25 protein-coding genes are annotated in these 24,165 nt (G+C 62.9%); 17 read left to right on the top strand and 8 right to left on the bottom strand.

Annotated features, from left to right (window positions below; translation table 11 throughout):
- Positions 1–35: 35 nt before the first annotated feature.
- Genes ACM64M_RS12710 through ACM64M_RS12690 form a run of 5 tightly spaced genes read left to right on the top strand, consistent with a single transcriptional unit; the run spans position 36 to position 8,226 of the window.
- Entirely contained in the window at positions 36–1,463 is a 1,428-nt protein-coding gene (locus ACM64M_RS12710) for an aldehyde dehydrogenase family protein (protein ID WP_416229083.1), read from the top strand.
- A gap of 4 nt (positions 1,464–1,467) precedes the next feature.
- Positions 1,468–2,829, top strand: coding sequence for a phosphotransferase (locus ACM64M_RS12705; RefSeq protein WP_416229074.1), 1,362 nt, complete (start codon positions 1,468–1,470; stop codon positions 2,827–2,829).
- Positions 2,829–4,145 (top strand): acyl-CoA dehydrogenase family protein, encoded by a 1,317-nt coding sequence (locus tag ACM64M_RS12700; protein ID WP_416229073.1) that lies wholly within the window; start codon positions 2,829–2,831, stop codon positions 4,143–4,145. Before ACM64M_RS12705 ends, ACM64M_RS12700 begins: the two co-directional genes overlap by 1 nt.
- Positions 4,146–4,168: 23 nt before the next feature.
- Positions 4,169–4,885 (top strand): hypothetical protein, encoded by a 717-nt coding sequence (locus ACM64M_RS12695; RefSeq protein WP_416229072.1) that lies wholly within the window; start codon positions 4,169–4,171, stop codon positions 4,883–4,885.
- 53 nt (positions 4,886–4,938) lie between these two features.
- Complete coding sequence (locus ACM64M_RS12690; RefSeq protein WP_416229071.1) at positions 4,939–8,226, top strand: amidohydrolase family protein; 3,288 nt, start codon at positions 4,939–4,941, stop codon at positions 8,224–8,226.
- 30 nt (positions 8,227–8,256) lie between these two features.
- Here the strand turns inward: ACM64M_RS12690 and ACM64M_RS12685 are convergent, their stop codons facing one another.
- From ACM64M_RS12685 to ACM64M_RS12660, 6 genes are all read right to left on the bottom strand, one after another.
- Positions 8,257–8,985, bottom strand: coding sequence for a sigma-70 family RNA polymerase sigma factor (locus tag ACM64M_RS12685; RefSeq protein WP_416229070.1), 729 nt, complete (start codon positions 8,983–8,985; stop codon positions 8,257–8,259).
- A complete protein-coding gene (locus ACM64M_RS12680) occupies positions 8,982–11,120 on the bottom strand; it encodes a flagellar biosynthesis protein FlhA (protein WP_416229069.1) in 2,139 nt (712 codons plus the stop codon). Before ACM64M_RS12680 ends, ACM64M_RS12685 begins: the two co-directional genes overlap by 4 nt.
- On the bottom strand, positions 11,117–12,139 hold the full coding sequence (locus ACM64M_RS12675; RefSeq protein WP_416229068.1) for a transglycosylase SLT domain-containing protein: 1,023 nt from the start codon (positions 12,137–12,139) through the stop codon (positions 11,117–11,119). Before ACM64M_RS12675 ends, ACM64M_RS12680 begins: the two co-directional genes overlap by 4 nt.
- 119 nt (positions 12,140–12,258) lie before the next feature.
- Positions 12,259–12,630, bottom strand: coding sequence for a flagellar protein FlgN (locus ACM64M_RS12670; RefSeq protein WP_416229067.1), 372 nt, complete (start codon positions 12,628–12,630; stop codon positions 12,259–12,261).
- Positions 12,630–12,950, bottom strand: coding sequence for a flagellar biosynthesis anti-sigma factor FlgM (flgM, locus tag ACM64M_RS12665; RefSeq protein WP_416229066.1), 321 nt, complete (start codon positions 12,948–12,950; stop codon positions 12,630–12,632). The genes ACM64M_RS12670 and flgM overlap by 1 nt, the downstream gene beginning before the upstream one ends.
- Positions 12,951–13,027: 77 nt before the next feature.
- Positions 13,028–13,567 carry a flagella basal body P-ring formation protein FlgA gene (locus ACM64M_RS12660; RefSeq protein WP_416229065.1) on the bottom strand — a complete coding sequence of 180 codons (540 nt, stop codon included), beginning with the start codon at positions 13,565–13,567 and terminating at the stop codon, positions 13,028–13,030.
- A gap of 191 nt (positions 13,568–13,758) precedes the next feature.
- On the opposite strand from ACM64M_RS12660, the gene ACM64M_RS12655 reads away from it, so the two are divergent.
- Positions 13,759–14,841: a diguanylate cyclase domain-containing protein gene (locus tag ACM64M_RS12655; RefSeq protein ID WP_416229064.1), complete on the top strand. Its 1,083-nt coding sequence runs from the start codon at positions 13,759–13,761 to the stop codon at positions 14,839–14,841.
- Between the two features lie 16 nt (positions 14,842–14,857).
- On the opposite strand, the gene ACM64M_RS12650 is transcribed toward ACM64M_RS12655, so the two are convergent.
- Both ACM64M_RS12650 and ACM64M_RS12645 read right to left on the bottom strand, forming a co-directional pair.
- Positions 14,858–15,301: a hypothetical protein gene (locus tag ACM64M_RS12650; RefSeq protein ID WP_416229063.1), complete on the bottom strand. Its 444-nt coding sequence runs from the start codon at positions 15,299–15,301 to the stop codon at positions 14,858–14,860.
- A complete protein-coding gene (locus tag ACM64M_RS12645) occupies positions 15,298–15,990 on the bottom strand; it encodes a MotA/TolQ/ExbB proton channel family protein (protein ID WP_416229062.1) in 693 nt (230 codons plus the stop codon). The genes ACM64M_RS12650 and ACM64M_RS12645 overlap by 4 nt, the downstream gene beginning before the upstream one ends.
- Positions 15,991–16,237: 247 nt before the next feature.
- Between ACM64M_RS12645 and flgB the strand changes: the two genes are divergently transcribed.
- From flgB to ACM64M_RS12590, 11 genes are read left to right on the top strand one after another with little or no spacing between them, the layout of a single operon-like run.
- Positions 16,238–16,591, top strand: coding sequence for a flagellar basal body rod protein FlgB (gene flgB, locus ACM64M_RS12640; RefSeq protein ID WP_416229061.1), 354 nt, complete (start codon positions 16,238–16,240; stop codon positions 16,589–16,591).
- A 13-nt stretch (positions 16,592–16,604) separates the two neighbouring features.
- Positions 16,605–17,015, top strand: coding sequence for a flagellar basal body rod protein FlgC (flgC, locus tag ACM64M_RS12635; protein WP_416229060.1), 411 nt, complete (start codon positions 16,605–16,607; stop codon positions 17,013–17,015).
- Between the two features lie 2 nt (positions 17,016–17,017).
- On the top strand, positions 17,018–17,368 hold the full coding sequence (locus ACM64M_RS12630; RefSeq protein WP_416229059.1) for a flagellar hook assembly protein FlgD: 351 nt from the start codon (positions 17,018–17,020) through the stop codon (positions 17,366–17,368).
- Between the two features lie 29 nt (positions 17,369–17,397).
- Entirely contained in the window at positions 17,398–18,210 is an 813-nt protein-coding gene (locus tag ACM64M_RS12625; RefSeq protein WP_416229058.1) for a flagellar hook-basal body complex protein, read from the top strand.
- A gap of 22 nt (positions 18,211–18,232) precedes the next feature.
- Complete coding sequence (locus ACM64M_RS12620) at positions 18,233–18,976, top strand: flagellar basal body rod protein FlgF (protein ID WP_416229057.1); 744 nt, start codon at positions 18,233–18,235, stop codon at positions 18,974–18,976.
- Between the two features lie 33 nt (positions 18,977–19,009).
- Positions 19,010–19,801 (top strand): flagellar basal-body rod protein FlgG, encoded by a 792-nt coding sequence (gene flgG / locus ACM64M_RS12615; protein WP_416229056.1) that lies wholly within the window; start codon positions 19,010–19,012, stop codon positions 19,799–19,801.
- Positions 19,802–19,812: 11 nt separating this feature from the next.
- Positions 19,813–20,493 carry a flagellar basal body L-ring protein FlgH gene (locus ACM64M_RS12610; protein WP_416229055.1) on the top strand — a complete coding sequence of 227 codons (681 nt, stop codon included), beginning with the start codon at positions 19,813–19,815 and terminating at the stop codon, positions 20,491–20,493.
- Positions 20,493–21,596 (top strand): flagellar basal body P-ring protein FlgI, encoded by a 1,104-nt coding sequence (locus ACM64M_RS12605; protein WP_416229054.1) that lies wholly within the window; start codon positions 20,493–20,495, stop codon positions 21,594–21,596. The genes ACM64M_RS12610 and ACM64M_RS12605 overlap by 1 nt, the downstream gene beginning before the upstream one ends.
- A complete protein-coding gene (locus tag ACM64M_RS12600; protein WP_416229053.1) occupies positions 21,593–21,886 on the top strand; it encodes a rod-binding protein in 294 nt (97 codons plus the stop codon). Before ACM64M_RS12605 ends, ACM64M_RS12600 begins: the two co-directional genes overlap by 4 nt.
- On the top strand, positions 21,886–23,226 hold the full coding sequence (gene flgK / locus ACM64M_RS12595) for a flagellar hook-associated protein FlgK (RefSeq protein ID WP_416229052.1): 1,341 nt from the start codon (positions 21,886–21,888) through the stop codon (positions 23,224–23,226). The genes ACM64M_RS12600 and flgK overlap by 1 nt, the downstream gene beginning before the upstream one ends.
- The gene (locus ACM64M_RS12590) at positions 23,226–24,143 is read left to right on the top strand and encodes a flagellar biosynthesis protein FlgL (protein WP_416229051.1); all 918 of its coding nucleotides are present in this window, start codon (positions 23,226–23,228) and stop codon (positions 24,141–24,143) included. Before flgK ends, ACM64M_RS12590 begins: the two co-directional genes overlap by 1 nt.
- Positions 24,144–24,165: the final 22 nt, after the last annotated feature.

Below are 24,165 nucleotides of genomic sequence, written 5' to 3'. Positions count from 1 at the left end.
AGCCAAACCCCTTTACGGATTCGGGAGAGAATATCATGGTCACCCAGTACAAGAACCTCATCAATGGCGAGATGGTCGACAACGGCCAATGGCTCGATGTGATCAATCCCGCCAATGAACAGGTGGTTGGTCAGGTCCCGGCCTGCGGCAAGGATGAACTGGACAATGCCGTCGCCGCCGCGCGCGCCGCGTTCAAGACTTGGAAGAAAACTTCGATTGAGGAACGCCGCGCCGCGATCATGGCGATTTCGGGCGCGATCAAGGAAAACGCCGACGAGCTTTACCGGCTGCTGACCAGCGAGCAGGGCAAGCCGCACGAACAGGCCAAGGGCGAAATTTACGGCGCCGCCGGGATGAGCGCGGCGCAGTCCACGCTCAGCCTCGAAGATGAAATCAACGAGGACAGCGACACCCGCCTGTCGCGCACGCGCCGGGTGCCGGTGGGCGTGGTCGGCGGGATCGTGCCGTGGAATTTCCCGGTGATGATGGCGATCCAGAAAATCGTGCCTGCCATGCTTTCGGGCTGCACCATCGTGCTGAAACCTTCGCCCTTCACCCCGCTCACCACGCTGCGCATCGCCGAACTGATCGCAGAAAAAGTGCCCGCGGGCGTGGTCAACATCATCACCGGCGAAGACAGCCTTGGCCCGCTGATCACCGCGCATCCCGATATCGACAAGATCACCTTCACCGGCTCGACCGCGACGGGCAAAAAGATCATGGAAGGCGCCAGCGCCGATCTCAAGCGGATCACGCTGGAACTCGGCGGCAATGACGCCTCGATCGTGTTGCCCGATGCCGATCCGAAAAAGGTCGCCGAGCAATTGTTCTGGTCGAGCTTTTCCAACGCCGGACAAATCTGCGTCGCGGCGAAACGCATCTATATCCACGAAGACATCTATGACGAACTGTCCACCGCTATCGCCGATTATGCCAAGACCGTGGTCGTTGGCGACGGCGCGCAGCAGGGCACCGGGGTCGGTCCGATCCAGAACAAGAAGCAATATGACCGCGTGCTTGAACTGATCCAGGACGCCAAGGACAACGGCTACAAATTCCTGACCGGCGGGAACGCCGATCCTTCGGGCACCGGATATTACGTGCCGATCACGATTCTCGACAACCCGCCCGAAGACGCGCGGATCGTGGCCGAGGAGCAGTTTGGCCCGGTCATGCCTTTGATGAAATTCAAGACCGAAGAAGAAGCCATCGCCCGCGCCAATGCGTCCGAATATGGGCTGGCCGGGGCGGTGTGGACCGCCAACCCGGACAAGGGCGTCGAAATTGCCGAGCAGCTTGAAACCGGCACGGTGTGGGTCAATGAATTCCTGCACCTGTCGCCCTTCACCCCGTTTGGCGGGCACAAGCAATCGGGCTTTGGCGCGGAATATGGCAAGGAAGGGCTGAAGGAATTCACCTATCCTCAGGTCATCACGGTGAAGAAGGACAACGTGCCTGCGTAAGTAAGTGGGCGACGCAACTCCTTATCAACTGATCGAAGGGCTGGCGCGCGTGTGTTCGCGCGTCGGCCTTTCTCCGCCGTCCGGTTTGGCCCGGCTGACGGGCGGGGCGACCATGGAGAGCTGGCGGTTTGCCTGCGCAGACGAGGGTTTTGTCCTGCGCCGTGCGCCTTCTCTCGCCTTCATGGAAGGGCGGCCCTACGGCCACGAGGTCGAGGCGGCGGTGATCGAAGCGGCGCGCGCGCGGGGCGTAACCGCGCCGGAAGTGGTGGCGGTGCTTGGGCCGGACGACGGCATCGGTTCGGGCTTTGTGATGCGCGCGCTGCCGGGGACGCCGAACCCCAAGGAGATTCTGCTGTTCGACGAGGCTGACGCACTGCTGCGTCAGGCCGCGCGCGATCTGGCGCGGATACACTCGATCCGCCCCGGTGCCGTGCCCGAGGCGGTGCCGGTGATGAATTACCGCGCCGCCATCGCGGACCTGCGTCAACAGTTCGAGGAAGCGGGCGGCGACCGTCCGATTATCGCGCTGGGGCTCAAGTGGATGGAGGACAATTGTCCCGACCCGTGCGCGCCCGTTCTGATCCACGGCGATTATCGCATGGGCAATCTTCTGGCCGAGGCTCCGGGCAGGCTCACGGGCGTGCTCGACTGGGAACTGGCGCACTTCGGCGATCCTCACGAGGATCTGGCGTTCGGCTGCATGGCCGTGTGGCGCTTCCACCGCTACGACCGCCCTGCGCTGGGGCTGGGGAGCATCGCGGACTACTTCGCTGCCTATGAAGCCGAGGCAGGGGTGACGGTCGACCGCGAGCGCTTCCGCTTCTGGACGATCTACCGCACCGTGTGGTGGGCCTTGGGCTGCCTCAAGATGGCGGCGCAATGGCGCTCGGGGGCGGACCGGATGCTGGAGCGCGTGGTGATCTCGCGTCGCACGAGCGAGCAGGAACTCGATCTGCTGCTGTTGCTGGAGGAGGACGCGCCGGAGGAAGAGCGGGAGCGGCCGCTCGACCCTCTTTGGAAGCGGGCTCCCCGCAAGGGCGAGGCGGATCGCGCGGAGATTGCCACCGCCGTCTCTGAGTGGCTCGTCACGCTGAAGGAACAGGTCAAGGGCCATGACAGGTTTCAGCTCGCCGTGGCTCGCAATGCCTTAGGCATGATCGCTCGCGAACTTGAACCTACACAAAACTACGAAAACCCAGCTCAGGCGGACTCCTTTCTGCGTGGTTCGACATCACTGTCTACACCCGAAGTTCTGAAGGGCCTCCGTCAGGATGCGTTAGACAAGGTGTCAGCCGACTCGCCCAAATATCCTGCACTCGCAGTGGCGCGGGCCTTGTGGAGCGAATCAAAAGAGGTGATCGAATAATGGACTTCGCAATTCCCGCCGACCTGCAAGTCTATCTCGACGAGCTCGACGCCTTCATCGCCGCCGAGATCAAGCCGCTTGAGAACCAAGACGACAACATCCGCTTCTTCGACCACCGCCGCGAATATGCGCGCACGGATTTCGAGGCGGGCGGCTTGCCCCGGCACGATTGGGAGGAACTGCTCAAGGAAGCCACCCGCCGCTCGGATAAGGCGGGCCATTGGCGCTTCTCCGCGCCCAAGCGCTATGGCGGCAAGGACGGCTCGAACCTCTGGATGGCAGTGATCCGCGAACACTTTGCGCGGCAAGGCCTCGGCCTCCACAACGATCTCCAGAACGAGCACTCCATCGTCGGCAACTTCCCCTTCGTCGCCATGTTCGACCAGTGGGGGACCGAGGAGCAGAAAGCCGAATTCATCACCGGCGGGTTTGAACGCACGCGCCGTGTCGCCTTTGGACTGACCGAACCCGACCACGGATCGGACGCCACCCACATGGAGACGGTCGCGGTGCGCGAGACGCGCGATGGGGTCGATGGCTGGCGGATCGATGGCGAGAAGATGTGGATCACCGGCATGCACGTCGCCACCCATTGCGCGATGTTTTGCCGCACTTCGGGCAAGGCGGGTTCGTCAAGCGGGATCACCTGCCTACTGGTCCCCAATCCCACCGAGGGGCTGAAGATCGAGGAATGGATGTGGACCTTCAACATGCCCACCGATCACCCGCGCCTTAGTGTCACCAATGTCTGGGTGCCGGACAGCGCGATGCTCGGCGTTGAAGGGCGCGGCCTCGCTCTGGCGCAAAGCTTCGTCCACCAGAACCGCATCCGGCAGGCGGCGAGCAGCTGCGGCGCGGCGCTCTATTGCATCGACGAAAGCGTGAAATACGCCCGCACCCGCAAGCCCTTTGGCGAGGAATTGGCGCGCAATCAGGGCATTCAATTCCCGCTGGTTGAGCTGGCGACGCAGGCGGAAATGCTACGGTTGCTGATTTTCAAAACCGCGTGGGAGATGGACAATATGCCCCACGAACAGATTGAGCGCACGATCTCCGACAAGGTCAGCATGTGCAATTACTGGGCGAACCGGCTGGTGTGTGAGGCGGCGGACCGCGCGATGCAGGTCCACGGCGGCATCGGCTATTCGCGGCATAAGCCCTTCGAACATATCTACCGCCACCACCGTCGATATCGGATCACAGAAGGCAGCGAAGAGATTCAGATGCGTAAGGTGGGGGCGTATCTGTTCGGGTATCTGGGGCCCCGAAAAGATGAGATGCGGGGGATGTTTGGCGCGACTTTATCCAGTTCTTAGCGGTTCAATCGTACGATAGATCAATGCCTATCGATACCGCGCTTCTCAAACAGGTGGAGAAACTGCTCCCAAATTCTGTTCGAGAGGATTTTCTCGAGCATTATTCAGACTGGGCCGAGATCAGCTCATTAATGGTCGATATCAAATGGGAGATCATGTTCATAGACCTGGCGGGGCTCGATCAAGTAATTGCGCTGTATGATGTCAAATCCGCTGCAAGGAGCAATAGCGATCCCGCGCACCCTCTCTGGAAAATCGACAACGAAATCGAGAGGCTTGGACCGGATGCACAAGACCTTGCGGCGAAGATCTTGCAGTTTCACGTTTGGCAGGACGCACGCGCTAGATCTGGTAAGGCCTCTTTATCGCAGGTTGACTACAACCAATGGATGTCGCGGCAAGAGAGGCCATATCTAGATTGGAAATCTCGTAGCTCCCAGACTTCTGTTGCATTGCAGGAGAACTGCGGCGTTGATCCTGCACTTCGCAATGATCTCATCGCTGATTTTGTCATAGAGCGTTACCCTGAAGAAATGGCGTATCTGGCTGCTGACATCAGTGTTGATTACTGGAATGGAAGCTACGGTCGCCCGCGCTCTTTGAGCGCTCCCGGGCGACGCATCAGTGACGCCGCGCTTTACCTATTCGGCAGCTATCACGACCAGCTTTGGACCGAAATCTGGGATGTGATCCGCGACAAGATGCAATCGAATTCGACCAACGACGTTTGCGGCCCCTAGCAATAATATTTCGCCCCGCTAGTCTTCTGCGCCAAACGAGGGAGATACTGAATATGCGCCGTTTCACCGCAACCCTGCTTGCCTGCACCATGCTCGCCGCGCCTTCGCTGGCGCTGGCTGAGGATGACACGGAAGAGGGCTGGGATGTTACCGCGCCGCGCGGTGCCACCATCGAGCAGGTGCCGATCCAGACCGACGAAGCCACCTGGATGGATGTCGATGTCTCGCCTGACGGGCGCACGCTCGCCTTCACCGTGCTGGGCGATATCTACACTATGCCGATTGCGGGCGGGACGCCCCGGCGCATTGCTTCGGGCCTTGCGTGGGAAGTGCAGCCGCGCTTTTCCCCCGATGGCAACCGCATTGCGTTCACTTCGGATCGGGGCGGCGGCGACAATGTGTGGGTGATGAACGCCGATGGCTCTGACATGCGGCAGGTCACGGATGAAGATTTCCGCCTGCTCAATCAGCCATCATGGTCGCCCGACGGGCGCTTTATCATCGCCAAGAAACATTTCACCACGCAGCGCAGCGCGGGCACCGGCGAAATCTGGATGTATCACGTCTCTGGCGGCGGCGGGGTCGCGGTGGTCGAACGCGCGAACGAGAGCCAGCAGAAAGAGCTGGGCGAGCCGGTTTTCTCTGCCGATGGTAGCGCGATCTACTACACCCGCAACACCACGCCGGGAAACACTTTCATTTATGCGCAGGATTCGCAGACCGGCATTTTTGCGATTGAGCGGCACGATCTGGCGACCGGAGAGGTCACCACGGCGGTAGACGGATATGGCGGCGCGGTGCGTCCCGCGCCTTCGCCCGATGGCACAGAGATCGCCTTTATCCGGCGCGACAAGGATGCCAGCCAGCTTTGGATAAAGGACATCGCCAGCGGGCGTGAGCGGATGATCTATGGCGCGCTCGACCTTGATCTGCAGGAAACCTGGGCGGTTTACGGGGTCTATCCCAACATCGCCTGGACCCCCGATAGCGGAGCGATCGTGTTCTGGGCGGGCGGCAAATTGAACCGCATTGGCCGCGACGGGACGGGCCATGCGGTGATCCCCTTTGCCATCGACGACACGCGCGGAGTGGCCGATGCGCCGCATCCGGTGATTGAGGTTGCGCCCGACAATTTTGTCACCACCATGCCGCGCTTTGGCCAGCTATCCCCCGACGGGACGCGGGTGGTGTTTGAAAGCCTGGGGCGGCTCTACACCAAATCCGCAAGGGGCCGCGATGCGCCGCGCCCCTTGACTGGGGCGAGTGACGCGCTGGAGGCGTTCCCCGCCTTCAGCCGCGACGGCAGCATGCTGGCCTATGTCGAATGGACCGATGAGACGCTGGGGCGGATCATCGTGGCGGACGCCAATGGTGCCAATCCGCGCGTGGTCACCGATGTGCCGGGGCATTACGCCGACCTCGCATTTTCCCCCGATGGCCGCAGCATCGTCTATGAAAAACGCAGCGGCGGCTATCTGACATCGGCCGAATATTCCGAAGACACCGGTATCTATATGGTGCCGGTCAGCGGCGGCGTGCATGCGCGGATCAGCCGTTCGGGCTCCAACCCGCAATTCGGCGCGCAAAGCGACCGGATCTTCATGACGGCGAGCGAGGGCGAGAATCTCGCGCTGGTTTCCGCCGATCTTGATGGAGAGCGGCGGCGCATCCATGTGACCGGCGATCTGGCCAATGATTTCCGCGTCTCGCCCGATGGGCTGACCGTGGCATTCCGCCAGAATTACGAAGTTTTCGCCATGCCGCTGATCCCCGGCGGCAAGCCGGTCAGCGTCAGCGAAAGCGGCGGGGCCTTGCCCGTGACCAAGGTTAGCGAAGGCGGGGCGGATTACATTGGCTGGGCAAACGGCGGGCAAACCCTGTTCTGGTCCATCGGCGCGCAATTGCATCAGGCGCAGGTCGCCGATTTCTTCCGCAGCGCTCCGGCAGGCGAGGATGAAGAGGAGCAGGGCTACACTCCGCCCGAAACCGGCATTTCGATGGCGCTGACGGTTAGCGCCGACAAGCCGAGCGGAACAGTGGCGATCACCGGCGCGCGCATTCTGACGATGGCGGCAACGCTGGACCGGGCAGACCCCGGCGCGATCGACAATGGCGTGATCGTGATCGAAGGCGACCGGATCAAAGCCGTCGGTGCAGCGGGCGATGTCGCCATTCCGGCAGGCGCGACCATGATCGATGCGACCGGCCAAACCATCATGCCCGGTCTGGTCGATGCCCATGCGCATGGCCCTTACGGCGTGGGCGATCTGATCCCGCAGCAAAACTGGACATTGCTGCAAAGCTTTGCGCTGGGCGTGACGACGCTGCACAATCCGTCGAGCGATGCCAGCATGGTGTTCGCCGCAGCGGAGCGGCAGCGCGCGGGCCTAACGCTGGGCCCGCGCATCTTCTCCACCGGAGAAATCATCTACGGGGCCAAGGCGCCATCCGTCTATGCGCGGATCGACAGCTATGACGATGCGCTGGCGCATGTCCGCCGGATCAGGGCGCAGGGCGGGATTTCGGTCAAGAATTACAACCAGCCCCGGCGCGAACAGCGCCAGATGGTCGCGCGCGCGGCGGCGGCGGAAAACATGCTGGTGGTCGCCGAAGGCGGCTCGCTGTTCGGGATGGACATGAACCTGATTGCCGATGGCAATTCGACCATCGAGCACAATGTCCCCGGCGATGTGCTGTATGAAGACGTGCTGCAATTCTTCAGCCAGTCCAATTCCAACTACACCCCGACGCTGAACGTGACCTATGGCGGACTGGCGGGCGATCCTTATTGGCGGCAAGCGACCGACGTGTTCGATCACCCATTGATGATCCACACTCCGCCGCGGATGCTGCTCGCGGAAACCGGGCGGCGCACCACCGCCCCCGACTGGGCATTTGTCGATGACAATTCCGCGCGTGAGGCAAACAAACTCGCGCAGCGCGGGGTCCGGGTTTCCATCGGCGCGCATGGTCAGCAGGCCGGGGTCGATGCGCATTGGGAACTGTGGAGCTTTGCGCGCGGCGGGATGAGCCCGGTCGAAGCGCTCCGGGCCGGGACAATTGCACCCGCGCAATCGTTGGGCATGGACCGCGACATCGGCAGCCTCGAAGTGGGCAAGCTTGCCGATCTCCTGATCCTCAGCGCCGATCCCAGCGCAGACATTCGCAATTCGGATGACATTGTGCAGGTGATGCTGGGCGGGCGATTGTATGATGCCAAGACGCTGAACGAGGTTGGCACCGGCACCGCGACCCGGCGGGCCTATTGGTGGGAGGCCAGCGGTGCGGGCGGGTCCGAAGCCGCGACCCACGCTGCCGCTGCCCACGCCGATGGGGACTGAGCCCAAGCGGCGCTGCATCAAACCGTGAAGCTATTTCGCGTTGTCCATCAATTTGCGCATGTCTTTTAGGGCCTTGGCGCGCAATTGATGGACGCGCGGGACGCTGACCTCCAGCACCTCGGCGATTTCGGTCAGGTTCAATTCTTCGACGAAGAACAATTGCAGCACCAGTTTCAACCGGTCGGGCAATTGCACCATGGCCGCCACCAGCCGGTCGCGGTCCTGTTGTCCCGCGAGCATTTCGAACGGGTCGGGATCGTCGCTGGCAAAGGCGGTGTTGGCATCGTCATATTCGTCGCTGATTGAGGTGACGCTGACCGATGAAGCTTCGATTTCGAGCAATTCGGTGTCGCTGATGCCCAGCGCGGCGGCGACTGCGCGGCGACTGGGATCGCAGCCGCTCTGCTGTTTCAGGCTTTCGACTGCGCGGTCATAACGCGCGCGTTTCTTGCGTGCGGTGCGGGTGTCGTTCATTTGCCGGCGCAGCATGTCGATCATCGCCCCGCGCGCGCGGATCTTGGCATAGGCGGCAAAGCCGTCCTCGGTCGGCCCGGCGTGGCGCTGCGCACATTCGGTCAGCGCCAAGATGCCCGCCTGCACCAGATCTTCGATTTCTAACCCCTCGCGCCCGGCACCATAGATGTGCCAGGCCGCGCGGTGAACCATCGGCAGGAACCGGCGCACGCGGTCCTCCACCTCGGCGCGCGAGGCGGTTTGATAGGGCCGCGCGCTGGAAAAACTGGCCTGATCGTGCTTCATGCGGCGATCGCTCCTGCTTGCGTGCTCTGGTTAGGGGGAGCGCTCAATTGGCGGTGTTCGCCGCCAATGACCCCGATCACCTCGACCGGCTGGGTTGCGGGCAGTTCATTGATCGACAGCACCAGACAGCGGCTTGCGCGTTGCCGCAAAAGGCTCGCCAGCGCGCGGCGGGCGGGCGGTTGAACGATCAACGCAGCGGGCGCCTTTATCTGCTCGATATAGTCATTGACCCGCGCCGCGATCATGCTGCCGCATTCGGGTTCGATCAGCGGCTGTCCGGTGGCCGGGTCAACCATGCCGCCCAATATCGCCCCTTCGAGCGCCGCGTCGAGCGTGATGACCTGCAACCGTTCTCCCGGTTCGCAGATGCGCGCGATCAACCGCGCCCCCAGATCAGCGCGCACCCGGTCGATCAGCGCATCGAAATCCTGCGTCATCTGCAACGCCAACGCGAGACTGGTGAACAGCGGCTGCGGATGGCTGATCGCGATTCCGTCGGCGATCAGCGCGCGCAGAATACGGGTCAGCGCGGCAAGGCTGAGCGGATCGGGATGGACCGCCTCAATCAGCGCAGGCGCGCGGTCTTTCAGATCATCGACCAGCGCGCGCACTTCTTCGGGGCCGAGCAATTGGTGGCTGGCGGCGAGCAATTCCTGATTGGCATGGGTGGCGATCACGGTGCTGGGATCAACGGTCAGGAACCCTTCGGACACCGCATGGTCGCGCGCGCCGGGGTCGATCCACAGCGCCGGGCAATCAAAGCTGGGATCGCGGGTCGCCTCGCCCGTGACGCCGTGGCCGGTGCGCACATCGCCTGTGTCAATGGCGAGCATTTTACCCGGCCGCACCGCGCCTTTGACGATCACCAGCCCGCCCAGAGTGACCCGGTATTCATTCGCGCCTGCGTCAAGCGAATCGCGGATGCGGAACTGCGGCAGGACAAAGCCGAGATCGCGGCTCAATTGTTTGCGGATGCCGGTGATCCGGGTCAGCAGCGGCGCGCCCTTGGCTTCGTCCACCAGATGCACCAGCCCGTAACCCAGCTCGATTGTCACCAGCGTCTGATCGGACACATCGGCAATGTCGATGCGGTCGGGCGATATGTCTTCTGGCGGGGCCTCAACCACGGGCGGTCTTGCCGCCTGTTTGCGCAAAGTCCACCAGATCGCGCCCGCAATCGCGGCGGCGGGCATGAAAATGACCTGCGGCATCGCCGGAACCACGCCAATCGCGGCGAGGATGATCGCAACCGGCAACCAGCCGCGCGGGTCGGCGAATTGTCCGCCAATTTGGCCGGTCAGATCGCGTGTGTCGGCCACGCGGGTGACGATGGCCGCAGCGGCGATGGACAACAGCAAGGCGGGCACCTGCGCCACCAGAGCATCGCCGACGGCCAGCGTAACATAGACCTCGCCCGCTTCGGATGCGCTCATCCCGTGGCTGATCATGCCCAGCGCAAATCCGGCGATGATGTTTACCCCCAGGATCAGCAGTGCGGCAATCGCGTCGCCCTTCACGAATTTGGAGGCACCATCCATCGAACCGTAGAAATCGGCCTCAACCGTAACCTCGCGGCGGCGGGTGCGCGCTTCGTCGGCAGATATCAGCCCGGCGGCAATATCCGCGTCGATCGCCATCTGCTTGCCCGGCAGCGCATCGAGCACGAACCGCGCAGAAACCTCGGACACGCGCCCGGCGCCCTTGGTGATGACGATCATGTTGATGATCAGCAGGATGCAGAACACGAACAGCCCCACCGCGAAATTGCCGCCGACCAGAAACTGGCTGAAACTGGCGATGACATCGCCCGCCGCATTGCCGCCCTCGTGCCCTTGAACCAGCACGATCCGCGTCGAGGCGACATTGAGCGCGAGCCGGAGCAGGGTGGCGAACAGCAGCACGCTGGGAAAGGACGAGAAATCGAGCGGCTTGCGCGCATTGAGCGCGACCATCAGCACCGCGATCGAAATGGCGATGTTGAGCACAAAGAACATATCGAGGAGCAGCGTCGGTATCGGCAGCACCATCAACGCAAACAGAGCGAATATCCCGAGAGGCAGTGCAATCGCCGCCGGGGCGGCGTGCAGCCGGGCGGTGATCGAACCGGCAGCGGGGGCGTTGGGTGAGGCGGTCATAATCCAAATGCCTTGAACTGGTGATAGGCGCGCTGAATATGCTGAGCGGACCGATCAGAGCTGGCGCCGGAAATTCCGGCAGCGAAGATGTTTTCCAACAGACCCGCCATGGTCCCGCGCGAACCCGCCTGGGCATTATCCGCCAAAGACGCGGCGGCGGGCAGGCGGGTCTGGCTTGGGAGCGAGGCAAAGCCGTTGCTGTAGGTCGCCGCGGCGGAATAGGGTGAGGCGATTGCGCCCGGAAAGGATGCCGGCGCATCGCCGCGTGCGCGCTCCAGCTTGGCCGAAAGGTAATGCATCACTCCGGCCAGACTGCGCGGACTGCCATCGCTTTCGTAAAAGACCGGACGATTGGCGGCAGCAGGGCGGCTGAACAGGCTGGCGGCGGATTGATTGGGGTTGTCCGACATGGCCGACAGGAACCGGCCCGCTCCGCCCGCGCCAAGGAAATGCGCGAGATACAATTCGCTGTGGTCCGGTTCGCGGCCCAGTATCGGGGTGAGATAGGCGCGGTTGTCCTCCGCCAGACCGGCCGCCATTAATGAGGCAATCTGCGGGTCGCTGCGCAGCGCCAATATCTCCGCCCGGGCTGCCGGGTCTGTGACCTGCGCGGTCCCGCCCGGTGTCAGCGCGATCTGCGCGGCGACATCGCCCAGACCAAATCGGCCCCCATGGCGCTGCATCGTGCCGAGCCAGGTGCTGTCGACGAATTGATACAGGCCGGTGGCGCTGGAGGTGCGCGCGCGCGCATCGGGGTTCATCGCCGATTCCACCTGCGCCTGAGCGATCAGGAAGCCGAAATCGACCCCGGTTTGCTGCGCTGCGCTGGCAATGGCCTGTTCGACATCGCCGGGAGTGCGGGAACGGGTGACCGGATAGGCAGCGTTCAATCGCTGCGCGGGTGCGGCGGGCGGGTCGGGCGCTGCAGATCGGGGCGCGCGCGAGGCGGCGGCATGGACCTGCGCTGCGCGGTCAAAGGCGGCGCGCATTCCGGCGGAAGGAATCGATGGCTGGGTCACGTCCCTAGGCTGCTTTCCTGTCAGTTCCTGCGATCCCGCGCCGCAAGGGGCAAAGGGTCACAAACAGGAAGGTAAGCAAACGGCGTGCCAGACTGGGCGCGCTAGGTATTAGTACGGGTTTAGCCGAGCGTCGCTCCGGCCGCAGAATAGGTGTGCTGCACCGAACCCAAGGCCTCCAGCCGCGCCGCGACATTGGCGGCCAGCAGATTGCGCACCCGGCGGTTTACATCGTTCAGCGTCTGCGCCGTGCGAGCAAGGTCGCGGGCTTGCGGGTCCAGTGCGTCGGCGCCAAATGGCATCAGCGTGTCGCACAGCGCCTGTTTGCGGTGTGTTGCTTCGAACAGGGCATCGGCATCGAGCGTGGCAAGCGCTTGCCGCTCTGCCTGCAGAACGGCAATCATTTGCCGCAGATTGCCGGTCAAATCTTTGCCGCCTGAATGCGCCTCTGGACCGTGAGCGGGCTTGGACTTGGAGGTATCGGGCGTGGTCATCAGGCGACCTCAAAACTGTATTGTGCGGCGATGATCGCGTCGGCGATCTCGGTCGGAACCAGCGGATATGTCCCTTCGCGCAGCGCATCGCGGATTTCATCGACGCGGCTGCGATCAACCGGCGGTGCGGAGGTGTCGACATTGGCGGCTTGCAAAGCGGCGCCAATTTCGACCGACACGCCGGTGCCTGCGGCGTTACCCGCTGCGCTCGGTTTGGCTCCGCGCGCAGCGGTCTGCGTTTGCGCCGCAGTGCGATCAGTATCGGACAGCGCGCGCGGCCCCGTCACAGCTTGCAATTTGCTCAATTCGAAAGAGGGCATTGTGCGTCTCCCGCTAAATTCATGTCTGGTTGAACGGCCCTTTTGCGCCCGGATTAAGGGTTCGTTTGCAAAAAAGCTCAGTGGGCTGGGATCAGAGCCAGACCGGGCCGTTCGATCCGGGCGCTGATCGGTGCATTCTCGCGGCTCATGCGGATGTCGATCCAGTCGCCAATCGCGCCGTTTTCCATCGCTTCGCCGGTTTGCTGCACGCTGAAACCGCGTCCGCGCACGATCACGGTAACCGGATCGCCGCGGTTTACCGCGGGAGTGCTGGCGGCGGTTTGGGCAGCCGGGCGGGCAGCAATGAAGATGCGCCAGCTTTGCGGACCGGCGCAGCTCACCTGCATGGTTGACTGGTTCTGGCCATACCACGCGACATCAAGCGGTGCGGCGCAGGCCGCCAGGCGCAGCCGCCGATCCGCAGGCATGCGCGCGCCGCCGACCTCGCCAATCGGCACCCCGGTGAACTGGGTAACCGCGCGGTCAATTTCCGCCGGGTCGGTAAAGGCGCTGCTCTGCGCCGCCGCCGCCACTGCGAAAAGCGGCAGGCAGACAAGGAATGCGGCAATGTTGAGCAGCCGGTATTCTAGCCGTTGATATGTTTGCGATGCGGTCATGGATAATCTCCCGATGGCACATTCATTCAGCCATCGCGGATCAAGCAGCAAACAGCGTGCCAAACCGTGTGAAAGCGATTGGCGCAACCCTTCATTAGGGACTTTTCCGGGGTCCGCCGCAGCCGCGCATTAGGCAAGACTGGTTATTCAGACTTCACCAAATGGCCAGCGCGAACGGAAAGCTCATGCCCATGACAGCCTCAATGCAATCCTCTTCAGTGCAAACGTTAGCCGGACAAAGCGTCCCGTCATTGGTCATTTCGCGCGCGGATCAGGCGCGGCGCGATTTGCTGGAACGGATCACCGAATTTGTCCTGAAATATGATTTGAATGTAACCGGTTCCAATCTTTCGGCCATCGGCACTGCATTGTCGGGCGCGAATGCCGCACTGGCAAAGGCGTTTGCCGAGCGTGAGATGGCCAGCCAGCCAATTGACCAGCGCTGGCTCGATTCGGTGGTCCGGCTTGACCCGGAGGCCGCCGGCCGGATGGACGAACTCGAACGGCTGATGGACAAGATGGAATATTCGCTGATGCGGTTCGCGCAAACAGCGAAATCGGCGCAGAGCGAAACCTCCGAACATCGCGGAGCCATCGGCGCGCAGATCAAGGCGATGACCGAAAGCGGCGGTGATGCTGGCCCGCGCGGCGAGGTTGACCGCGTGATTGATTTGTCGCGCGCGATGCTCGACCGGATCGAGCAGATCGAAACCGCGATGGAGCGCAGCCAGGCCGAAACCGACCAATTGCGCGACAGTCTGGCCAAGGCACGGGTCGAGGCGGATGTCGATCACCTGACCCGGCTGCCCAACCGCCGCGCGTTTGAGCGGCGACTGACCTCTGCCGCGCAGCAGGCGCAGACCACCGGCAAGCCGCTATCCGTGGCGTTTTGCGATGTCGATCATTTCAAGGCGGTCAATGACACCCACGGCCATGACGCCGGTGACCGGGTTCTGGTCGCGATCGCCAGCATCCTCAATACGAACGCCAGCGACGATTGCTTTGTCGCGCGGCATGGCGGTGAGGAGTTTGTGGTGATGTTCTATGGTTTTGACAAAGATGCCGCGCTGCAGAAGCTCGACGGCATTCGCCGCGCGCAAGCGATGAAGCAGATGATCAACCGCGAGACCGGAAAGCCGTTTGGCAAGATCACTTTTTCCGGCGGCATTGCCGAAGTGTGCGGGGTCGATGACACGCGCGAGGCGTTGGCCCGCGCGGATCAAGCGCTTTACGAAGCCAAAGCGACCGGGCGCAACCGGATCGTCGCGGTTTGAATGCAATGGCAAGTGATTAGAGCCGGGGTGTATCCGCGCTCGGAGCGTCATAGGCGAGACTGGCGTAAAGGTCGTTTTGCTCACCCTGCGTAATCACGACGCGCACCGCAAATCCGCTCCCCTCAGCGCTGGATGCAAGCGTCTGCGCCTGATCCCACATCTTTGCGCCATCGCTGTCTGCTCCAACGTGGCGGGCAAAGATTGTCAGCGTCGCGCGCGGATCGGCGGGCTGTTCGGAAAGCCATTGTTTGAGCGAAGGCCCCTGCGCCAAAGGACGGAACAAGGCCTGCGACGATGCGATCTGCGGGGTGTCCTCTGCATCAAGGTTTGAAGGCCGGGTCGCCAGATTATCGCGGCCTTGGGGCGATTCACGGGCGAGCGCTGATAGCGTCACCAGAAACAGGATCAGTGCCAGGTCTGCCAGAATCAATTGCCAGCTTGGTGCGCGGCGCGAAATCATGCGGCGTCTTTCACCGGGGCCATATGCGGCGCGCGCGGCTTGCTGTCATGCTGGCCGGTCAATTCGGCTTCGAACCATTGCAGCAAATCGGTGCGTGCGGCTTCTTCGCGAAACGCCCGCCGCTCGATAGCGCCCGCTATCGGCACGCACAGCAGATGCGCGGTCAACACTCCGTAAAGCGAGGACAGCACCGCCGTTCCAACCGCGCCCATGACCGCTTCGGTCACCCCCAGACCCGCCGCCGCATCGGCAGCTGGGTTGATCCGGGTGATCGCAAACAGCGTCCCGACGAGCCCGAACACCGGGGCCTGTTCGGCGGCATAATCAGACACTCGGATAGCCTGTCCGCGGGCAATTTCGCGCAATGCACGTTCGGCTCTCGCGGCGCTGTGCAACGCGTCGAGCGAACCGCCGGCGAGATAGGCTTTCACCAGCAGCGCAATCGATCGGTCGGGCGGCAGCGGCGCTTCGGCGCACAGATGTCCGCGTTGCCGAACCTCCGGCGCGCAGCGGGCCAGCGCGGCGCGATTGGCATCGGCGTCAAAGCCAGCGGCAGCCAACTCAAACACCGCCGCCAGCGCCGCCTTTACATCGCGCCACCCGCAGCGCGCCAAGGTTGCCACCAGCGTCCCGGCGAGCACGATCACCAGTGCTTCGGCATCCCACAAGACGGCCATGTCGCCCACCATATTTCGTCACTCCCGCCGGTTCGTGGATTTTGCTGTTCAGCGAAAGTCAGAACGGCCCGTCGGGCAAGGAATTAAGGGTTCGTGCGCGCGTGGCAGCGTCTTGCAGGCTCTAGCCAAAACCCGGCAAGCGATTGCCGAGCAGCGGGGCTAACTGCTCGGAATACGGCGGAAAAGTAGGCGCGCGGCGGTTTGGCACGCTTGCTGCATCCTTGCTGGCACCAGTAATCCCAAGGGAGGTCACCGGTCCATGAACGAGCAGATTTTTGGTATCCACGGCGCGGCGCTCGAATTGCGTTCACAGCGTATGGGCGTGCTCGCCTCCAACATCGCCAACGCCGCGACCCCCGGATACAAGGCGCGCGACGTCGATTTCAACGCCGCGCTCGATGCGCGGTTGGCCGATGCGCGCGGCGATGCAGTGCGCCTTGGCGAGCCCGAATTGCTCTATCGCCGCCCGACCATGCCCAGCCTTGATGGCAACACTGTGGAGCTGAGCCGCGAACAGGTCGCCTTTGCAGAAAACGCGCTCGCCTATTCCGCCACGCTCAGCTTTGTTCAGGGCAAGGTCAACACCATCAACCGCGCCCTGAAGGGCGAATGAAGGATGAATGACTATGCCTGACAGCCCCCGGATGACGCTGTTTTCAATGAGCGAGCGAGCCATGTCCGCGCAGTTAGTGCGGATGAACGCCGCGACCTCCAATCTTGCCAATGCGGGTTCGGTCGCATCGAGCGAAGCGGCGGCTTACCGCCCGATCCGCGCGGTGTTTTCGGTCGAGTTGGACCGCGCCTCGGGCCTTTCCGGGGTTCGCAGCGACGGGCTGGTAAGGTCCGAGATTGCACCCACCAAGCAATATGACCCTGGCCACCCGATGGCCGATGAGACCGGCCATATCTACGTCTCTCCGGTCGATGAAAGCGCCGAGATGATCGAGATCACCGAAAGCGCGCGCCAGTATCAGAACATGGTGCAGGCGCTGCAAACCGCAAAGCAGCTGATGCTCGAAACCCTGAGGAGCAATTGATTATGGATATCGCCACCAACAATGCGGTGACCCCCGCCGGATTGCAAAAGACGCTGGATCAGATCAACGCCCCCGGCTCGATCACCCGGCAGAGCGCGGCCGCGTCGCTCGATTCGACTGATTTCCTGCGGTTGATGACCGCGCAATTGGCCAATCAGGACCCGCTGGAACCGCAGAGCAACGAACAGATGCTGGCGCAGCTTGCGCAGTTTTCTTCGCTCGAAAACGAGAGCGCATCAAGAGCCTCGCTCGATCAAATCGCGGCAAAGCTCGATGCGCTGATCCTGGCGCAGGAAAAAGCGAACGCCGCCAACGCTGCGGCAGCCACCAGCCAGATTGCTAATCCCACCTGAAAATACGCATTAGAACAAGGAATTGATTGATGTCATTTTACACTTCGCTGTCCGGCATGCGCAATGCCGAAACCGACCTGCGGGTCATCTCCAACAATATTGCCAATGCCGAAACGGCGGGATTCAAGAAATCCAACGCGCAATTCTTCGACCTTGTGGCGACTGGCGGCAGCACCGATCCGCGCACCACGCCGGGGATTGGCGCAGCGGTTTCGGCAATCACGCAGGATTTTGGTCTGGGGCAGTTGGAACAGACCGGGCGCGTGCTTGATATTGCGATCAACGGGGATGGCTTCATCACCACCGCCAACGCCATTTCGGGCGACATCACCTTTACCCGCAACGGCAATCTGCAACTGGTCGCCAGCGGCGAATTGCAGGACGCCAGCGGCGATCTGGTTCAGGCCTTTGCGGTTGATGCCGCCGGCAACCCGACGACCACCGTGCCGAGCAATGTCGTGGTGCCAACGGTCAACGCCGCCGGTTCTGCCTTGGCGAGCATTTCGATCGATGATCGCGGCGTGGTCGGGGCCACATATTCCGATGGCACGACCGAGCCGGTCGCCAAGATCGCGCTCGCATCTTTCCCCGCCACTGGCGGCCTACGCCCCATCGGGCAGAGCAAATGGGAAGCAACTGCCGATTCCGGAACGGCCCAGTTTGGCGAGCCGGGGATCGGCAATTTCGGCCGGGTTTTCAGCGGCGCGCTCGAACGCTCGAACGTCGATCTGGCCGAGGAAATGGTCTCGCTGCTCACCGCGCAGCGCAATTTTCAGGCGAACGCCCGCGCCATCGATACCGCCACCGCAATTTCCCAGACCGTGCTCAACCTGCAGCGCTAATCCGCCGCGTTAGGAACCCGCCATGGACCGTTTGATCTACACCGCGCTGACCGGGATGAATTCCGCGATGGACCGCCAGCGCGCGGTGGCAAACAACCTTGCCAACGCCTCCACGCCGGGCTTCCGGCAGGAGATTTTCGCGGTCACGCCCGCAACCTTGCGCGATGGATCGATCGAAGCGCGCGCGTTGGCCAAAGGGCTGGTGCGCGGGGCCGACATGACCACTGCTCAGGTCAATCGCACCAGTCAGCCGCTGGATATAGCGGTCGAGGGAGAGGCCCTTATCGCCTATCAGGCACCGGGCGGCGGCGAGGTCTATTCGCGGCGCGGCGATTTGCGCGTGGGCGCAAGCGGGCTGCTGGCCAATGGCGAAGGATTGCCGGTGCTGGGCGAAAGCGGTGCGCCAATTACCGTGCCCGCCGGCTTTCAGCTGGCGATTGCGCCGGACGGCACCGTGCTGGCCGCCGATCCCGCTGCCCCCGATGTGGCGGCGCAGGCGCTCGACAAGATCAAGCTGGTGTCACCCGAAGGCAGCCGGTTGGTGAAAGGGATCGACAGTTTCCTGACCGTGCCGGGCGGCGGCGCTTTGCCCGGTGACCCGACCGCCCGCGTCACCCCCGGAGCGCTAGAACAATCCAACGTCCAGACCGCCGAAACGCTGGTGCAGATGATCGAGGCGCAGCGCGCCTATGAACAACGCGCCAAGATTATCCAGACCGCTGGCCAGCTCGATGAGGCAGGCAGCCGCCTGCTGAGCATGAGCTGAGCGGGACAGACTGACCGATAAAGGAACCGATCCATGCCCACTTCAGCCCTTCACGTCGCCCGCACCGGGCTAGAGGCGCAAGATGCGCGGATGCGCGTTATCGCCAACAATCTCGCCAATATCGGGACCACCGGGTTCAAACGCGACCGCGCCGATTTTGCAACGCTCGCCTATCAGGAACAGCGCGTTGCAGGGCAACAATCGACCAATCAGACTGCCTATGCCGTGGGCCTTAATCTGGGCACCGGCGTGCAGGTGCTGGGCACCACGCGGATCGAATCGCAGGGCACGCTGAGCCAGACCGGCAATCCGCTTGATCTGGCGCTGGATGGAGACGGCTTTTTTCAAGTCGAACTGCCGGGCGGAGGGCAGACCGGATTTACCCGTGCGGGCAATTTCACGCTTTCGGCGCAGGGCAATCTTGTTACCGCGCAGGGGTATTCGGTGTCACCGCCGGTGCAGATCCCGGCGGGCGCGCAGAGCATCTCGATCGCCCCCGATGGCACAATCAGCGCGGTTCAACCGGGACAGGCCGCGCCGGTACAGATCGGACAATTGCAGATCGCCAGTTTCGTCAATCCGGCGGGCTTGCAGGCGATTGGCGACAATTTCCTGGTCGAAACCGCCGCCAGCGGCCCCGCCGATGTCGGTCAGGCCGGACAATTGGGGCGCGGCAATATTCGCCAAGGGATGCTCGAAGGATCGAACGTCAACGTCGTCGAAGAGCTGGTCGAAATGATCGAAGCCCAGCGCGCCTATGAAATCAATTCCAAGATGGTCAGCGCGGTCGATGAAATGCTGCGCAACGCCAACCAGACATTGTGAGGATCATGATAATGCACGCCCCTGCAAAGTTCGCTTTCGCTGCCATGGCTGCGCTGTCGCTGTCCGCTTGCATGACCGGCGGATCGCAGCGCGAGTTGGGCTTTACCGCACCGCCTCCGCCGCTTCCGGTGCAGGTCGCGGGCGCAGATCAACGCACCCAGGGTGCCATATTTCAGGCAAGCCAGGGTTATTCCGGGTTGGTGGTCGGCAACCGTGCCCGCGCGCTGGGCGATATGGTCACGATCCTGCTGGTCGAAAGCACCAGCACTTCCAAAAGCACCAGCAGCGCGACCGAGCGCAGCGGCAGTTTCGGAATTCTGCCACCCACCGCCGGTCCGCTCGATTTCCTCAACCCCAATGCCCTTAATGCCAGCGGCGAAGGGTCGTTCAATGGAGGCGGGACAGCGGCGCAGCAAAGCCAGCTGAGAGGGACAGTCGCGGTGACCATCGCCGCGATATATCCCAACGGCACCGCCGAAGTGGTCGGAGAAAAGCAGATGGCGCTGAGCCAGGGCGATGAATGGGTGCAATTCGCGGGCCGGATCCGGCTTGTCGATATTGACAGCGAAAACACGCTGGCATCCTCGCGCGTGGCCAATGCGCGGGTCATCTACACCGGCAAAGGGTCGGTGCAGCAGGCGAGCCGCCCCGGCTGGCTGTCGCACTTCTTCAACGTAGTCTCGCCGTTCTGATGCGCCGGTATCCAATCTTGGCGGCCTTTCTGGCCCTGTTCGCTGCATTGCTTCCCGCTGGCGCTTCGGCGGAGCGTATCCGCGATCTTGGTCAGTTCGAAGGCCTGCGCGCCAACCAACTGACCGGTTACGGCGTGGTGGTCGGCCTGCAAGGGACCGGCGATGACAATCTCGAATATGTCACCGAGGCGATGCGCGGCGTGTCCGGGCGGCTGGGGCTGCAATTGCCCCCCGGTGTCAGCCCCAATCTGCGCAACGCTGCGGCGGTCATCATCACCGCCGAATTGCCCGCCTTTGCCAAGCCGGGACAGCGCATCGACATCACCGTTTCGACTTTGGGTCAGGCGCGGTCCTTGCGCGGCGGGGCGTTGATCCTCGCCCCGCTATATGGCGCCGACGGTCAGATTTACGCCATGGCGCAGGGCAATGTCGCGGTTGGCGGATTGGGCGTGAGCGGGCGTGACGGATCGCAGCTTACCGTCAATGTCACCACCGTGGGCCGGATCGCAGATGGCGCATCGGTCGAACGTGCGGTTGCAACCGGCTTCGACCGCGAAGGCACCTTGCGGTTCAATTTGCATCAGGCCGATTTCCTGACCGCCGCGCGAGTGCGCGATGCGGTCAATTCGCGCTTTCCCGGCATGGCCCGGATTGCCGACGGGGTCAGCATCGAACTGACGCTGCCGTTTGGCAATGATGAACGCGCAGAAGCGCTTTCGCAGATAGAGATGCTGCCGGTCACGCCTGCCCCGGTGGCGGCGCGGGTGATCGTCAACAGTCGCACTGGTACCGTGGTCATCAACCAGGCTGTGCGGCTTGCCCCGGCAGCGATCAGCCACGGGAAACTGGTGATCCGTATCGAGGAGTCGCCGCGCGTCGTGCAGCCCGAGCCGTTTGGCAATGGCCAGACCGCGATCGAGGAGAATAGCGAGATTACCGTTTCCGAACGCGGCGGAAGGGTTGCCCTGATGCCAGGTGCGGCCAATCTTTCTGAGATTGTCGATGCGCTCAATCTGCTTGGTGTGGGTGCATCGGATCTCGTGGTGATACTCGAAAGCCTCAAGCAGGCGGGGGCCTTGCAGGCCGAAATGGTGGTGCTGTGATTGCCGCCACCACCTCTGCCATCGTGCCAACTGCGCTCAGCCCGGAGCGGCAAGAACTGCGCGATGCGGCGGAGGGTTTTGAGGCGATCATGATCCGCAAATTGCTGGAAAGCGCGCGCGCATCGAGCTTTGCCGAGGATACTCCGCTGACCGGTGGGGGCATGAAACAGTTTGAAAAAATGCGCGATGAAAACTTTGCTGACATTGCCGCGGCCTCGGGTGCCTTCGGGTTTGCCCGGAGTATCGAGGAACAGCTTGCGCAATATGTTGATGGCACTGGGGAAGAATAATGCCCACCAGCCTCATCACAATCGGTCGCAGCGGAGTGGCGGCAGCGCGCGCCAATATAGAGCTGACCGCGCAAAACATCGCCAATGCGGCGGACCCCAATTATTCGCGGCGCACCATCGGGCAAAGCGAATTTGTCGGCTCGGCGCGGATCGACCGGCTTCAGCGCAGCACCTTGAACGGGGTGCGGCTGGACGGGGTGCAGCGCGCCGAAAACGAATTCACCCAGCGCCAGGTCCGGCTGAGCACGGCGGATCTCGCGCGGGTTGAGGCCGAAATGGCGGGCCTGCGCGATGCTGAAACCGCGCTCGAAGGGTCAGGCCTGTACGAAGGGCTGGTCGATTTCGAAGCCGCGCTGACCTTGTTGGAAAGCGACCCGACCGATTCTGCGCTGCGCATTGGAGCGCTCGAAACAGCGCGGCAATTGGCCGAAACGTTCCAGTTTGCCGCGACCGAGCTGCAAAACGCGCGCGGTCTGGCCGAAGCCGAAGTGGCCAGCGGAACTGAGCAGGTTAACGCTGCCGCCAGCGAACTGGCGCGGATCAATGTCGAACTGGTCAACGCACGCGAAGCCACCGCCGGCCGCGCAGCGCTGCTCGATGCGCGCGACGCAGCGCTGCGTGACCTGTCCGATGATCTGGGGATTGAGGTCAGTTTCGATCAGTTTGGCGCAGCCGAAGTGCGTATCAATGCACCCGGCAACCCTGTTCTGGTGAGCGGCAACAGCGCCGCCGCCATCGGGACGACCATCGCCGCTGATGGATCGGTTGTATTCGACATTGGCGGTGCCGCTTTTTCCCCGGCAGCAGGCGCGCTCGCCGGACATTCGGCGGCGCTGGCGGGCGTGGCCGCGCGGTCGGCAGAGCTTGACGCCGCCGCCGCTGACACGATCACCCGCGCAAACGCTGCGCAGGCCTCCGGAGCCGCGCTGGACGGTTCGCCGGGCCAACCGCTGTTTTCGGGTGGCAATGCAAGCGACATCGCGCTGGCCCTCTCCAGCGGTGCGGGCCTTGCTCTGGCGCCCGCAGGGTCGCCCGCAGGCAGCCGCGACACCGCCAATCTCGGCAATCTGATCGCCGCCCTTGGCGCAGATGACGGCCCGATTGCCTCGATTGATCGCACGCTGTTGACGCTGTCCAGCCGGATCGCCGGGCTGGATACCACCCGCGACGGGTTGGCTATCATCAAATCCAGCACCGAGGCGGCTTTGCTCAATGAAACCGGAGTCGATCTGGACGTCGAAGCGGCCAATCTGATCCGTCTGCAACAGGCGTTTGAGGCGAATAGCCGCGTAATTCAGGTCGCCACCGAATTGTTCGACACCATTCTGGGGCTGGGCTGATGACCACGATAGGCAATTCCACCGGCGCATTCTTTGAACGCTCGCTGGGACAGATGAGCGCTCTGCGCACTGCGATTGAGCGGTTTCAGAGCGATATTGCCACGGGTGAAAAGATTCAGCGCGGGTCGGACGATCCGGTCGGCGCGGCGCGGCTGCGGGCTATCACTCGGATCGAACGGCGCGGCGAAACCGAGGCGGAAAACGCCGCTCGGTTAGGGCAGGATCTTGGCGAAGCCTCCAATCAGATCGAAGGCGTGGTGTCGATCCTGCAACGCGCCCGCGAACTGGCGGTGGCGGCGGCCAATGATCCGGTCGGCGAAAATGGCCGCGCGGCGATTGCCGACGAGCTGGAACAGATGGCAGACGAGATGTTCGCCCGCTCCAACACCCTGTCAATCACCGGTGCGCCGCTGTTTGCCGGGACCGCCGGATCGCCCGCCTTTGTCCGCGATGCCAGCGGCGTCGTCAGCTACAATGGCAATGGGCAAAACGGCACAGTCCCGGTCGCTCCGGGCACAGAAATTGAACGCGGGGTAACCGGCGATCAGCTCTTTGAATTTGACGACAATGGCACGCCGGGCAGCAATTTTGCCGTGCTTAGCGCCCTGGCAGCGGCGCTGCGCGGCGGCGCGGCTAATCCCGCGCAGGCGGCGCAGGATGCGCTTTCGGGGATCGATGCCGCGCTGGATAACGCCAATCGCAACCAAACCGTGATCGGCACGAGGCTCGCCTGGGTCGAGGCGATACAGCAGGATCAGCAGACCCGCGCCATCGACGTGGCGGAAAAACGCTCTGCCATCGCGGACACCGATATCGCCGATACAATTGTGCGGCTGCAACAGACGCTGACCGCGCTGGAGGCCAGCCAGGCCAGCTTTGCCCGCGTCAGTTCGCTGACTTTGTTCAACGCGCTTTGACCCGCGCCTTTATCAAGGATTG

It is taken from the genome of Qipengyuania sp. ASV99 (genome assembly GCF_047872805.1).
Lineage (GTDB): Bacteria > Pseudomonadota > Alphaproteobacteria > Sphingomonadales > Sphingomonadaceae > Erythrobacter.
This window is presented reverse-complemented; position numbering and strand designations above follow the sequence as displayed.